The 13,078-nt window shown below is 71.1% G+C and carries 11 protein-coding genes; all 11 read right to left on the reverse strand.

Annotated elements, in window-relative coordinates:
* Positions 1-68: 68 nt before the first annotated feature.
* Positions 69-1,403: an ABC transporter substrate-binding protein gene (locus tag AB0F44_RS15585; protein WP_357356870.1), complete on the reverse strand. Its 1,335-nt coding sequence runs from the start codon at positions 1,401-1,403 to the stop codon at positions 69-71.
* 202 nt (positions 1,404-1,605) lie between these two features.
* Positions 1,606-2,622: a LacI family DNA-binding transcriptional regulator gene (locus AB0F44_RS15590; protein WP_357356872.1), complete on the reverse strand. Its 1,017-nt coding sequence runs from the start codon at positions 2,620-2,622 to the stop codon at positions 1,606-1,608.
* 76 nt (positions 2,623-2,698) lie between these two features.
* Entirely contained in the window at positions 2,699-3,877 is a 1,179-nt protein-coding gene (locus AB0F44_RS15595) for a CoA transferase (protein ID WP_357356874.1), read from the reverse strand.
* Positions 3,878-4,065: 188 nt separating this feature from the next.
* Positions 4,066-5,568 (reverse strand): aldehyde dehydrogenase (NADP(+)), encoded by a 1,503-nt coding sequence (locus AB0F44_RS15600; RefSeq protein ID WP_357356876.1) that lies wholly within the window; start codon positions 5,566-5,568, stop codon positions 4,066-4,068.
* The gene (locus AB0F44_RS15605) at positions 5,565-6,752 is read right to left on the reverse strand and encodes a fumarylacetoacetate hydrolase family protein (RefSeq protein WP_357356878.1); all 1,188 of its coding nucleotides are present in this window, start codon (positions 6,750-6,752) and stop codon (positions 5,565-5,567) included. The genes AB0F44_RS15600 and AB0F44_RS15605 overlap by 4 nt, the downstream gene beginning before the upstream one ends.
* Before the next feature lie 14 nt (positions 6,753-6,766).
* A complete protein-coding gene (locus tag AB0F44_RS15610; RefSeq protein WP_357356880.1) occupies positions 6,767-7,555 on the reverse strand; it encodes an enoyl-CoA hydratase/isomerase family protein in 789 nt (262 codons plus the stop codon).
* Positions 7,552-8,691 (reverse strand): hypothetical protein, encoded by a 1,140-nt coding sequence (locus AB0F44_RS15615; RefSeq protein WP_357356882.1) that lies wholly within the window; start codon positions 8,689-8,691, stop codon positions 7,552-7,554. Before AB0F44_RS15615 ends, AB0F44_RS15610 begins: the two co-directional genes overlap by 4 nt.
* Complete coding sequence (locus AB0F44_RS15620; RefSeq protein ID WP_357356884.1) at positions 8,688-9,908, reverse strand: CoA transferase; 1,221 nt, start codon at positions 9,906-9,908, stop codon at positions 8,688-8,690. The genes AB0F44_RS15615 and AB0F44_RS15620 overlap by 4 nt, the downstream gene beginning before the upstream one ends.
* Positions 9,909-9,944: 36 nt before the next feature.
* Positions 9,945-11,084, reverse strand: a complete 1,140-nt coding sequence (locus AB0F44_RS15625; RefSeq protein ID WP_357356886.1) for an aldose 1-epimerase family protein — start codon at positions 11,082-11,084, stop codon at positions 9,945-9,947.
* Complete coding sequence (locus AB0F44_RS15630; RefSeq protein WP_357356888.1) at positions 11,081-11,842, reverse strand: SDR family oxidoreductase; 762 nt, start codon at positions 11,840-11,842, stop codon at positions 11,081-11,083. Before AB0F44_RS15630 ends, AB0F44_RS15625 begins: the two co-directional genes overlap by 4 nt.
* Before the next feature lie 31 nt (positions 11,843-11,873).
* Positions 11,874-13,052: a mandelate racemase/muconate lactonizing enzyme family protein gene (locus AB0F44_RS15635; RefSeq protein ID WP_357356890.1), complete on the reverse strand. Its 1,179-nt coding sequence runs from the start codon at positions 13,050-13,052 to the stop codon at positions 11,874-11,876.
* Positions 13,053-13,078 lie beyond the last annotated feature (26 nt).

Genomic DNA, 13,078 nt, shown 5'->3' on the forward strand with positions numbered 1-13,078 from the left:
CCCGATGTGACTGGATGGCACCCTTCGGCCCGGTGGTTCCGGGCCGAAGGGGCTCGTGCGCGGCCGGGTTATTCGACCGTGTAGCCCATCGCCTTCGCCTGGCTGACCAGCTCGTCCCCGAAGGACGTCCAGGCCTGGTCGACGTCGCCGCCTGAGGCAAGGGCGGCGGCGACGGTCTCGGTCCACACCGCTCCGGTGTTGTAGAGCATGTAGGCGTGGCCGTCGACGACGTAGTCGTTGGCCTTCTTCATCGCCTCGAACGTGGTCTCGTTGTCGGCGAAGTAGTTGGCCTTGGCCTGCTTCTCCGCCCACGCGTCCTGCACGGGACCGTACGCCGGCAGGCCGGTGGAGAGCTCGACCTGCCACCTCGGGTCGGTGGCGACGAACTCGGCGAACTTCAGCGTGTTCTCGAGCTGCTTGCCCGTGATGTGGTTCGAGACGCCCCAGAGGCCCCCGCCTTCGTTGCCGGTGGAGGGCTCGCTCTCACCGTCCCAGGCCAGGGGTTCCACGGCGGTCATCTGACCGGCCGGGATCTTCCAGGTCTGGTTGAAGAGGTAGTCACCCCACCATGCGGCGCCTGGGCTCATGACCAGGTCCTTGCCGACCTTGGCTGCGTCCGGGTCGAAGATGCCGACCGTCGAGAGCGCCTTGCCCTCCAGCATCGTGCCGATCAGGTCCACTGCTCGGGTGCACTTGGCGTCGGAGGTGTCGATGTGGACGACGGTCTCGGACTGTCGGTCGTTGGTCGGGCAGCCCGACCCCCACAGATAGCGGTCCGGGGCGTACGCGTCACCGGTGAAGCCGCTGATCTTGCCGGGGTGCTCCTTGGCGATCCGTACGGCCAGGTCGCCGTACTCCTCCCAGGTGGTCGGCGCCGCGTAGCCGTTGGCGTCGAAGAAGGCCTTGTTGTACCAGAACACGTCAGGAGCCGCGTCGTTGCGCAGGCACCGGACCTGGCCGTCGATCTCGCAGGCGGCGTTGATCGAACCCTCGTAGCCGTCGAGCACCTCGGGCAGGTGGTCGGTCAGGTCGAGCGTGTAGTCGATCTGCGCGCCGGAGGCCCAGGCGATGTCGTCGTTGGAGGGGAAGAAGATGGCGTCCGGCCAGCCCTGTCCTGCCTCGTTGAACTGGGCGAACTGCTGCTGGAGAGACTTGCCTCCGACGGTCCCGTCGATCTGGTTGATCTTGATGTCGATGTCGGGGTACGCCTTCTTGAAGGCGTTCGCCGCAGGCACTCGCGGCGGGTCGACCCAGACGGTGATCGCACCACCGGAGTCCGTCTTCTCGCCCGCGGCATCATCTCCTCCGCCGGAGCCACAGGCACCCAGGACCGAGGCGGCCAGCAGGGTCACGGCGGCCACCAAGGCCGCCCGGTGACGTGAACCGAGTGGGTTTCGCTTCATGGACATGGCTCCTTCGACGATGTGTCCCGAGCGGATGCAATGTGACGCAGGCCACTGCTCAAACGTTAGAGCAGATCACTGGGACTGGTCAATCGTTTGAGTAGATCTTCCTTCGGGCAGGGAGGCGAGAGGCCCAAGGACCGCCGATTCGGGGCGCGCGAGACACACCGCCCGGCCGCAGGGGTGCTCGCCGGCCGGGTTCTCAGGCCTGGCGCGGTGGCGCCGTGGACTCCCGCACGATGAGCTCCGGGGCCGGGTCGGTGATCATCTCGTCGGCCATCTCACCGGTCTCGATGCGGCGGACCACGCTGCGTACAGCCGCGCGGCCCATGTCGTAGAACTGCATCTTGACCGCGGTCAGCGGTGGCCAGGTGTTCTCAGCGGTCCAGGAGTCGTGCACGGTGGCCACAGACAGGTCCTCGGGGACACGGATCCCGTCGGCTCGGGCGGCAGCGAGGAGACCGATGGCGGCGTTGACGTTGGCGACCACGATCCCAGTGGGTCTCGGCTCGCGCTCCATCAGTCGCCGCAGGGCCGTACGGCCGTTGTCGGCGGTGTAGCCGACCCGGGTCTCGTACCCCTGAAGGACCGGTAGCCCTGCCTCGACGAGGGCCTCCTTGTAGCCCACCCGCCGCCGCTTCGCCGTGAACGAGCGGGGAAGGCCGTTGGCGAAGGCGATCCTCTCGTGGCCGAGGTCGATCAGGTGCTGGGTGGCGATCCGGGCACCGGTGCGGTCGTCGAGGGCAACCGAGCCGGCGTGCCCCGGATAGGTGGAGTTGATCAGCACGATCGGAGCGCCGGAGGCCAACAGCTCCCCCATCCCCGCCGGCGCGACGCCGTCGCCCACCTGGATGACCATGCCGTCCACGCGACCCTCGCCGATGAGCCGGGCGATCATCTCGCCTTCGGGACGTACGTCGTCGGCGCGGCCGAGCAGCAGGGTGTAGCCCTTCGCGGCGGCCTCGTCCTCGGCGCCGTGCATGAGCTCGGTGAACAGGGCGTTGGTCAGGTCGGGCACCACCAGACCGACCACCTGGGTTCGCGCCGACTTCAGGGCACGACCGGCGAAGTTGGGGCGATACTGCAGGTCCCTCGCCGCCTTGACGATCCGTTCGCGGGTCGCCTCGCTCACCCGGGCCGACGGCGCGTCGCTGAGCACCCGTGAGACAGCGGAGATCGAGACGCCGGCAAGGGCTGCGACATCGCCGAGGGTGGCCATGGGCCGCAGCCTAGCTCTGCCCGGCAGTGGCGGCTTGGGACCCGGCGGCTCCGGCGTGGCAGGGGCCGGTTGGCCGTCACCGGCCATGCGGATCGCCTCCGAGCGGGTCGGCTCCGTCGCGCAGGATGCCGTGCTCACCGAGCCGCGGTGCGCCGCGTCGATGGCGGAGGATCTCGCCGTCGACGCGGATGGGGCTCCGGGTGGTCGTCAGGGTCACGGGTGTGCCATCCGGCTCCAGGGCCGAGCGTTCGACCTTCTGGGTCATCTCGAGTGCGGCAAACTCCGGTGAGGCGAGCAGCTCCTCGAGGGTGAGCACCGGCGCGAACCACCCGCGCGGCCCATCCTGGGCAGGCAGCGCGGCCAGCCAGGAGGCCGTGGTGTCACGGCTCAGAGCGGCGGCGATCAGGTCGCTCACCCGGTCCGGGTGCTTCTGCCACGCCCCGGTGGCCGCGAGCCGGGCCAGCTCGGCGTCGCCCAGCGTGGCCGCGAGCTCGTCGAGAGGCGCTCCGGCCAGCGCGACGTAGCCGTCCTTGGTGGCGAAGATCCCGGTGGGTGTCCAGGCGGACGTCGGACGAGGCGAGCCCGCCAGGTATTCGCCCTCGGCGCGAGTCAGGAGCGTCGCCTGCAGGTCCAGCATGCCCTCGAGCAGACTGGTCTCGACGAGCCCGCCCCGGCCGGTCCTGGCCCGGCGCACGAGCAGTGCGGTCACGCCTTCGGCGAGGTGGCAGCTCATCAGGTGGTCGGCGAGGGAGAGCCCGACCGTCATCGGCCGGTCCGCACCGGCGAGCCAGGTCACCCCGGACACCGCCTGAGCCAGGAGGTCCTGACCGGGCCGGGTCGCCCAAGGGCCGATGTCGCCGTAGCCCGAGGCGCTCGCGTAGACCAGCGCCGGGTTGAGCTCACGCACACTCGCGTAGTCGAGGCCGATGCGCTCCATGACCCCGGGCCGAAAGTTCTCGATGATGACGTCGGCGCGAGCGACGAGGTCCTTCACCCGAGCCAGGTCAGCCGGGTCCTTGAGGTCGGCGACCACGGCTTCCTTGTTGCGGTTCATGGCGTGGAACGAGAGCGTGTCCCCCGCTGCCGAGCGCCCTGCGAATGCGAGCGTACGGCCGATCTCGCCGGTGTGGGGCCGCTCGATCTTGATCACCCGCGCACCCAGGTCCGCCAGCCGAAGCGCGGCGACGGGGCCTGCCAGGAATTGGCTGAAGTCCAGGACGACGGTCCCGGCGAGAGGCAGATCCTCCGGTTGCATCGCCACTCCCCATCGCGCGATCAATCGTTTGCGCAATAGTACGGCTCCGCCCACTCGGAGACAAGCAGCGCCGAGGCGTCACGCAGGTCGGCCGAGGCGTCACCTACGCCGGCCGAGCTGGCAGACCGCTGCCGACTCGGCCAACGCAACTGACCTCTCGACCGACGCGGCTGACGCCTCGGATTGGGTCAGGCGTGCAACGTGCCGTCGATGCGACGCGGCGTGCCGGTGTGTCCGTCGCGCAGCTCCTCGGGCAACAGCTCCTGGGGCGCGTCCTGCCATACGAGCGGGCGCAGGAACCGGCGCACGGCGGTGACGCCGACCGAGGTGTGCAGGGTGTTGGTGGACGGCCACGGTCCGCCGTGGTGCTGCGCCCACGAGACACGTACGCCGGTGGGGAAGCCGTTGAAGACCAGGCGACCGGCGAGCGGGGTGACCACCTCGACGAGTCGTCGGGTCAGCGCTGACTCCTCGGGCTCGGAGTGGAGGGACGCGGTGAGCGATCCGGGCACCTGCCTCAACGCGGCGACGAGGTCGGCCTCATCGGCGTACCTCACCACGACGGCGGCCGGGCCGAAGCACTCTTCGAGGACCTCCCGGAGTCCCGCCGAGCCGGTCACGAGAAGTCCCGCGACGGCCCAGGCGGGCTCGCCCTGCTCCTCCGCAGTCACGGCGGCGGTGACGCCGGGCGCCGAAGTGAGGCGGTCGAGGATCGCGCGGTAGGAGTCGGCGATGCCGACGTTGAGCAGCGGCTGTGCGACCGACTCGGCCAGGATCGCGGCCAGCGTCTCGACCAGCTCGTCGCCGGCCTCACCTTCGGGCACGAACACGAGTCCCGGCTTGGTGCACAGCTGCCCGGCCGACCCGGTGATCGACGCGGCGAGACCCTCGGCGACGGCCGCCCCGCGGGCCGCCGCGGCACCAGGGGTGACGACGAGCGGGTTGAGGCTGCCGAGCTCGCCATAGAACGGGATCGGCTCGGGGCGCGCGTTGACCAGGTCGAGCAATGTCCGGCCTCCGGCGGGCGAGCCGGTGAAGCCGACCGCCTTGATGAGCGGGTGGACGACCATGTCAGCTCCAGCCTGGCGGCCGTGGACCAGGCCGACCGTCCCGGGCGGCAGCCCGAGGTCCTCGACCGCGGCGCGCAGCGCGTCGAAGGCGAGCTGGGAGGTCAGCGGGTGCGACTCGTGCGCCTTGACCACGACCGGGCACCCGGCCGCGACCGCGGACGCGGTGTCGCCGCCCGGCACCGAGAAGGCGAGCGGGAAGTTGCTGGCGCCGAAGACGGCGACCGGGCCGAGCGGCACGAGCATGCGGCGTACGTCCGGGGCGGGCCCGAGGGGTGTCTGGCCGGCGTGGTCGATCGCGGCCTCCAGGAAGCTGCCCTCCCGGACGGCCTCGGCGAAGAGCCGTAGCTGGAAGGTGGTGCGGCTGACCTCACCCGCGAGGCGGGGCCGGGGCAGCCCGGTCTCCGAGATCGCGGTCTCGACGAGTCGGGCGCGGCTCTCCTCGAGCCGGTCGGCCATCGCTTCGAGCAGGCGAGCGCGGCCCTCGCGGCCCAGCGCTGCCAGCGCCGGCATGGCGAGATGTGCCTCCGCGACGACCCTGTCGACCTCCTCGGTGGTGGTGGCCCGCAGCCCGGCCGGGGTCTCCTCGCCGGTGGCGGGGTTTCGGGAGATCAGGAGGGTCACAGCAGCTTCCTTCCGGCGAGGTTGCGCATCAGGTCGGCGACGCCGAAGTCCCACGGCGCGCACTCCTCGCTCGCCCTGACCAGGTTGACGAGGGTGCCGAGCTCGGGCGCCGAGATCCGGACGACGTCGCCCGAGTGGTGCGTGAACCCCATGCCCGGCTCGTCCCGGTCGTCGGAGGGCGCGAACATGGTGCCGAGCAGCAGCACAGCCCCGTCGGGGTACTGGTGGTGCGGTCCGATCAGCTGGGCGACCAGATCCGCGGGATCGCGGCTGATCGCGCGCATCGACGAGGTGCCCACCATCTCGAAGTCGTCCTTGCCCCGCACCTCGAGCGAGACCGTCATCGTGCGCACGTGGTCGAGAGTGAAGCCGTCGTCGAAGAGGCGTACGAACGGGCCGAGGGCACAGGCGGCGTTGTTGTCCTTCGCCTTGGGCAGCAGGAGCGCCGAGCGGCCCTCGACGTCCCGCAGGTTGACGTCGTTGCCGAGGGTGGCGCCGACGATCCGGCCGTCGGAGGCGACGACCAGCGCCACCTCGGGCTCGGGGTTGTTCCAGCGCGACGCGGCCAGCACCCCGACCTCGGTGGCGGTGCCGACCGCGGACAGCGGCTGGGCCTTGGTGAAGATCTCGGCGTCGGGTCCGATGCCGACCTCGAGGTACTGGCTCCACATGCCGCGCTCGCGCAGTACCTCCTTGAGCCGCTGCGCCTCCGGCGAGCCGGGGACCAGCTCGTGGAGCCCGCCGCCGATCGCCGCGGTGATCTCGGCACGCACCTCGGCCGCGGCGTCGGCCTCACCCCGAGCGCGCTCCTCGATGAGCCGCTCCAGCATCGAGACCGCGAAGGTCACCCCGGCGGCCTTGACCGCCTGCAGATCGACCGGCGCGAGCAGCCAGGGGCGGGCGGGATCGCGGCACTCCGGCGGCGTGTTGGCGAGCAGGTCGGCCAGCGTGGCCAGCGCCTCGCCGGGCACACCGGACAGCGCGGCGGCGGGATCGGTCTCCTCGCAGAGGTCGCGCACCGTCGCGAACCTGCCACTCACGTCGTACGCCGTACCATCGCGCACCACAACGACGCTCGGGCCCCGCACTTCCGGGTCCCAGACGCGCCCCACGAGTGTGGGGACGGCGCCATCGGTGGGCAGGGTGGCGGCCAGGTCGGGCCCCCAGTCGGTGGTGACGGTCATCGGTGGTCCTCCGGTCAGGCTCGGACGAATCGGGGTGCGCGCTTCTCCGTGAACGCCGTGCGGCCCTCGGCGGCGTCGGCGGTCGCGAAGCACACGGTCTGGATGTCGCGCTCGTAGGCGACCGCCTGCTCCAGAGGCATGTTGGCGGCGGCGGCGAGGTTGGCCTTGGCGGTCTCGACCGCGATGGGCGCGCGGCTCGCGATGGTCTCGGCGAGCTCGAGGGCTCGCGGCAGGAGGGCGTCGGGCTCGAGCACCTCGCTGACCAGTCCCCAGGCGAGCGCCTGCTGGGCGTCGATCGGATCGCCGGTCATCAGCATCACCGCTGCGTTGCTGGGACCGATCGAGCGGGCCAGCAACGCCGACATGCCACCGCCGCCGATCCAGCCGAGCTTCACCTCGGCGGCGGCGAGCTTGGCGGTGGTCGACGCCAGCCGGATGTCACAGATCAGCGCGGTCTCCAGCCCGCCGCCGAGGGCGTACCCGTTGACGGCGGCGATGATCGGCTTCCGCAGCACCTTGAGCGAGTCGCAGTAGTCCTCCCGATTGCGGAAGGCCCAGGGGCTGGCGTACTTGTCGAGCTCGGCGATGTCCGAGCCCGCGCAGAAGGCGCGGTCCCCGGCACCGGTGAGCACCACGACCCGGACCTCGTCGGCGTCGTTGCACCAGTGCGCCAGCGCGACGAGCGCATCGGACATCTCCTGGGTGACCGCGTTGAGCTTGGCAGGCCGGTTGAGGGTGATCACGCCGACATGGCCGCGCTGCTCGAACAGCACCTCCGGGCAGGTCGACTCAGGTGCGGTCATCGGGCAGCGCCTTCCGGGTTCGCTCGGCCGAGGGTGGCCAGGTGGCGGTCGTCGATCCGAGACAGGGCGGCGGCGATGCTGATCGAGCCCGCCAGGGCCTCGCGTACGACCTCGGCGGCCTCGGTCTGGAACGTCACATGGCCCGGATGACGGGGCCGCACCCACGCCCGTTCGACCGTCTCCAGGGTGCCGCGGTAGAAGTCACCCACTGGCTCGTTCACCGCCGGCGAGGTCCACGCGGAGCGTGCGGACGGCTGTCCGGCGTGTGCCGGGATGAAGTCCTCCTGCACCGGCCCCGACATGAGGTGGCGTACGTGGTCGAGCAGCTCAGGCGTGACCTCGCACCGTGCCGTGATGGCCAGCCCGGTTCCGCCGAGGGTCGAGCCGGGCCGCGTACCGGGTGCCAGCATGGGCGCATCAGTGAAGCGCACCGGACGGTCGAGCGTGGTGTCGGCGTAGGTGACGTAGCCGTAGACGAGCGGCACGTGGGCGATCGTGTCGCCCTCGGTCATCTCGGCGAGCAGGCCGATCGGGTCGAGGTCCAGGGTGTGGCGCGGCGCCCGCACGGCCAGGTCGGCCATCAGCTCGAGCGCCTGCCGTCCGACCTCGTCGGAGACGAAGCGCTCGGCTCCCCCGGGCTCCTCCCCCAGCGCGACGCAGACCGAGGAGAACGTCAGGAGCGCGTGCGGTCCTGCGACAGACAGCGCGACCGGCGCCCGCCGGGACAGCGCGGCGACCTCCGCCCACCGCCGCGGCACGACGTCCACGAGGTCCGCACGTGTCGCGGCGACCTGCGTCGCGGCGTCGAGAGGCACCGCCCACAGCCGCCCGTCCATGACGTACGACGCCAGGCTGGGACCGACGGACGCGTCCGCCCACGCCGCGACCTGCTCGTGATCGACAAGGTCGTCGAACGACTGCAGACAGCCGTGTGCGACGGCGTCGCCGAGGTGGGGGTGGTCGAGGACGACGAGGTCGTAGTCGGCGGCGATCTCCTCGATCGGGGTGGACTCGAAGCCGCTGAGCGGGTGGACGTCCCAGACCAGGTCCAGGTCGCTCGCCTCGGCCGCCTCGACCAGGGCGTCGCGGCCGCGCGGGTGGTCCCAGGTCAGGCCGCGAATGGTCGGCTGGGTCATGAGCCCGGCTGCTCGGGACGGGTCTCGGCGACCACGCCGCCGGCGGTCAGCGCCGCGATCTCCTCGCCGGTGAATCCGGCCTCTGCGAGCAGCTCACCGGTGTGCTCCCCGACCAGCGGAGCGCCCCGCTCGATCGAGGCGGGCGTGCGGGAGAAGGCGTACGGGAATCCTGGGGTCGTGACCCGGCCCTCGGTGGGGTGGTCGTAGTCGACGAAGGTCCCGTTGTGCTTGATCTGCGGGTCCTCGACCAGGGCCGCGTAGTCCTGGACCGGGCCGCACCAGATGCCGGCGGTGCCAAGGGCGTCGAGCCACTCGGCCGTCGTACGCAGCACCAGCCGGTCCGCGGTGCGGCGGTGGACCTCGTCCCGGTGGCTCCAACCGTGCACCTCCGAGCTCATCTCGGCGAACGCGGGCTCGTCGATGACCTTCCCCAGCGTCGGCAGGTCGGGCATGGCAAGGGCGAGAAAGCCATCGGCCGTCTTGAACGTGCCGTAGGGCGCACGGATGTAGACGTGCGCGTGCGGCTCCGCGCTGCGCTGCTGGGGCACCTTGCCAGCCACGAACACCGACAGCTCCTGCATCTGCAGGGTGGTGATCGCGTCCAGCATGTTCACCTTCACCAGCTGACCCTCGCCCGTACGCTCGCGGTGGAGCAGCGCGGCCAGCACAGCCTCGAACGCGGTGGACGCGGTGACCGCGTCGACGAGGTACTGCCCCGCCGGCTGCGGAGGCTCGCCGTGTCGGCCGGTCGAGAGCATCGCGCCGCTGCGGGCCTGCAGCAGCAGGTCCTGCCCGGGCTGGTCGACGTCGGGGCCGTCCTCGCCGTAGCCGGACATCGAGACGTAGACCAGGCGGGGGTTGATCGCCGAGAGCGTCGCGTAGTCGACGCCGAGCCGTTCGGCCACGCCTGGTCGGTAGTTCTGGAGGAACACGTCGGCCGTCTCGACCATCCGCAGCAGCACCTGCTTGCCGGCATCGGCCTTGAGGTCGACGGCCAGCGAGCGCTTGTTGCGGTTCAGAGAGAGGAAGGAGACGTTGATCTGGTTGCCCTGCGCGCCGCCGGCCGCGGCGTGGCGCTGCCACTCGCCGGTGACCGGCTCGACCTTGACGACGTCGGCGCCCAGGTCACCCAGCCGCTGAGCGGCGAACGGGCCGGCCATGGCGATCGAGCAGTCGAGGACGCGGTATCCCTCGAGGATGCGGGGTGTGGTGGTCATCGGTTCGGGTCTTCCTTGCCTGGATGGGTGGGCGGGTCAGTCGGGCTGGTCGCCGAGTGCGCGGATCGCGGCGCGGGACGCCCGGACGTCCTCCGCGCCGTCGAGAACGCGGATCGTCGTGGAGTAGGTGCGCGAGTCGCCGTGCTCGAGCCAGGTCATCGACCCGTCCGCACGGGCGGCGGCGTCGCCGGCGACCGCATGCGTCGACGGCTCCAGCCCGATGGCGTACTGGCCGCTTCGGAGGTTCTGCCACTCGAAGAAGTGCGGCATCGTCGCGGAGTCCCAGGACACCTCCACGCCGAGGGTCTCGTCGCTGCGGAGCAGTGCGACCCGGTGCCGGCCGTCGCCCTCGGCCACGAGGGTGTGTTCGTGGACCTGCTCGACGAACCGCGGCTGCGGCTCGGGGAGGGTGCGGTAGGAGACGCCCTGCTCAGCGACCGAGTCGGAGCACCACGGTGTCTCGCTGATCGCTGCCACGAACTCGGTGCCCGCGTCGACCAGGGGCCAGCCGAAGTTGAGGTGGTAGAGGAACATGTGCGGCGTCGGGTCGAAGCCGAGGTTGTCGACGACGTCGTGGAGGCGGATCTCGAGCCCGTCGAAGTCCAGCTCGATCGTGCGGGTCAGGCGCAGATGCTCACCGAAGGACGTCGCCTGGACGACCTCGCCCCGCACCCGCAGGACGCAACGGTCGCCGTCCCACACCTCCCCGGCCTCGAGCAGGCGGCCGGGGATCGCGGTGAGCCGGCCGTGCAGGCCGTGGTTGACCGTCTGCTTGGGCGGATAGTTGTACGCCGTCGCGTCGACGTCACCGCCGAAGAGGGTGTGGTCGAGCCCGCCGGAGACCAGCAGGCCGTCGAGAGCGCGCAGCCAGGACAGGCCGCCCTCGTCGTGGTGCTCGTGCAGGCCCGGATGGCGGAAGCCGTTGCCGCTTCGCCACCCGAAGGGAACGCCCCGCAGCCTGGCCGCGCCGAGGTCGAGCGCCCGATCGACCAGCACCTCGAACTCGAGCCCGGCCGAGGTGCGCAGCTGCACCGCGCGTACGCCGCGCTCGGAGCCGTTGTCGAGGACGACCTGTCGCACTCCCGCGACGGACTCGGTGTCGCCGGTGCGCTCGCGCAGCTGCCGCGGCGTGAGTCGGTGTCCGAAGATGTCGAGCTTGTTGTCGGGTTCGCTCATTGCATGTTCCATCCGCCGTCGACGTTCAGGGTCTGCCCGGTCATGAAGGACGCGTCGGGCCCGACCAGGAAGGCGACCACGGCCGCCAGCTCGGCGGGCCGGCCGCGCCGTTTGAGAGACTGGTGGTCCAGCACGTGGGCCGTGTAGGCCTCGGGATCCTCGTGGATCTCCTCGGCCTTGGTCGGGAAGGCGCCGGGGGCGACCGCGTTCACGCGGATGCCCTGCGGGCCGAGCTCGCGCGCGAGCGCACGGGTCAGCGCCACCGCGGCTCCCTTGGTCGAGACATAGCTGGCGAGCTTGTCCCAGCCACCGGAGAAGGTGATCGAGCCGATGTTGACGATCGAGCCGCTCCGCCGCGGCGCCATCAGTCGGGCCGCCGCTTGGGCGGCGACGAAGTAGGCCCGCTGGTTGACCGCGACCACGTCGTCGTACTCGCTGACCGGGATGTCGAGGAACGGCGTGGCCGGATAGATCGCGGCGTTGTTGAGCAGCACCTCGAGGGGGCCCAGCTCGCGCTCCGCCTCCTCCAGGGCGGCGACCAGGGCACCTGCGTCACGGACGTCCACGGGCAGGGTGGCCTGCCGGGCTCCGGCTGCCTCGACCTCGGCGGCTGTGGTGGTCAGTGCGTCACCCGGCAGGTCGAGCAGGGCGAGCGAGAAGCCCTCCTGCCCGAGGCGTACGGCGCTCGCGCGGCCGAGCGAGCCACCCGCTCCGGTCACCACGGCACAACCGCGGGTCTGCATGGTCGGGGACGTCATCTGCCTGGTCCTTTCGTGGGGGTGGAGCGAGTCAGCGTGCCGAGGGGCCTTGGGAGCGCGGGTGGAGGGACGGCTTGCGCACGAGCCGGCGACCGGCCCGCTCCGGGCGTACGTGGGGACCGATGTGGCGTCCCCAGTCGGCGGCCTCGTTCATGCGCTCGATCGCCGCCTCGTCGACGACCAGGCCGAGACCGGGAAGGTCGCCGAGCACCAGGTGCCCGTCCTCGATCTCCTGGTCGGACTCGATGCCGAAGGGCAGGTGCAGGTCCTGCACCTCCAGCGAGAGGTGATTGGGAACGACCGTTGCCGCGTGGGCGATCGGATTGGCGTTGTAGCCCACCGGGCTCACCGGCAGGTCGAAAGCCAGCGCCAGGGCGGACACGCGCAGAAAGTGACTGATCCCCCAGACGCTGCCGGTCTGCACGACGTCGACCGCGTTGGCCTGCAGCAATGGCCGGAACTGCTCGAGTCCGGTGAGGTTCTCCCCGGTCGCGACGGCCGCACGCACCGACTGGGAGACGCGAGTCAGGCCGTCGACGTCCCACCGGCGCACCGGCTCCTCGACCCAGGCGAGGTCGACCGACTCCTCGAGACGGCCGATGTGGCGTACCGCCTCCTTGCGCGACCAGGACTCGTTGGCGTCGAGCATCAGCGCGGGCGCGGCGCCCGTCCGGTCATGGAAGACGTCGCTCACGAGGTGGAGGCGCCGCAGGTCGGCTTCGACGTCCAGGCCGCCCTTGATCTTGACGGCCGTGAAGCCACGGTCGGCGAACCGGTCCTGGAGCGCGGCCAGCTCCTCGTCGGTCAGCGGCCCGTCCAGGCCGGAGGCGTACGCCGGCACGACCCGGTCGCGCCCGCCGAGCAGGCGCCACAACGGCTGGCCGGCCGCCTTGGCCTTGAGGTCCCACAGCGCCATGTCGAGTGCGCCGATCGCACCGAACACGGCGCCAGCGTGCCCGGACTTGAAGACCCACGACAGCATCCGGTCGTAGAGCGCCTGCACGGCAAGCGGGTCCTCGCCCTCCAGGGCCGGGAAGACGACGTCGAGGCCCTGGTGATGGCCCAGGCCGATGCCCTCCAGTCCCGAGTCGGTGGTGAGAACGACGATCGGGACCGCCGTCTTGCCCGACCCGACGACGCCGTTGACGTCGCCGATGGGACGTCCCCAGTCGTGCACTGTCGTCAGCGTGCGATAGCCCGTGATGTGCATAGATCGTCGGCCCCTTAACTCTTTCA

The sequence above is a fragment of the Nocardioides sp. NPDC023903 genome, assembly GCF_040639295.1.
Taxonomy (GTDB): domain Bacteria; phylum Actinomycetota; class Actinomycetes; order Propionibacteriales; family Nocardioidaceae; genus Nocardioides.

Excerpts from the sequence above, each read along its gene's own strand:
- AB0F44_RS15610 (WP_357356880.1), bottom strand. The coding sequence starts at position 7,555 with ATGACCGCACCTGAGTCGACCTGCCCGGAGGTGCTGTTCGAGCAGCGC.
- AB0F44_RS15605 (WP_357356878.1), bottom strand. The coding sequence starts at position 6,752 with ATGACCGTCACCACCGACTGGGGGCCCGACCTGGCCGCCACCCTGCCC.
- AB0F44_RS15590 (WP_357356872.1), bottom strand. The coding sequence starts at position 2,622 with ATGGCCACCCTCGGCGATGTCGCAGCCCTTGCCGGCGTCTCGATCTCC.
- AB0F44_RS15595 (WP_357356874.1), bottom strand. The coding sequence starts at position 3,877 with ATGCAACCGGAGGATCTGCCTCTCGCCGGGACCGTCGTCCTGGACTTC.
- AB0F44_RS15630 (WP_357356888.1), bottom strand. The coding sequence starts at position 11,842 with ATGACGTCCCCGACCATGCAGACCCGCGGTTGTGCCGTGGTGACCGGA.
- AB0F44_RS15625 (WP_357356886.1), bottom strand. The coding sequence starts at position 11,084 with ATGAGCGAACCCGACAACAAGCTCGACATCTTCGGACACCGACTCACG.
- AB0F44_RS15585 (WP_357356870.1), bottom strand. The coding sequence starts at position 1,403 with ATGAAGCGAAACCCACTCGGTTCACGTCACCGGGCGGCCTTGGTGGCC.
- AB0F44_RS15615 (WP_357356882.1), bottom strand. The coding sequence starts at position 8,691 with ATGACCCAGCCGACCATTCGCGGCCTGACCTGGGACCACCCGCGCGGC.
- AB0F44_RS15635 (WP_357356890.1), bottom strand. The coding sequence starts at position 13,052 with ATGCACATCACGGGCTATCGCACGCTGACGACAGTGCACGACTGGGGA.
- AB0F44_RS15620 (WP_357356884.1), bottom strand. The coding sequence starts at position 9,908 with ATGACCACCACACCCCGCATCCTCGAGGGATACCGCGTCCTCGACTGC.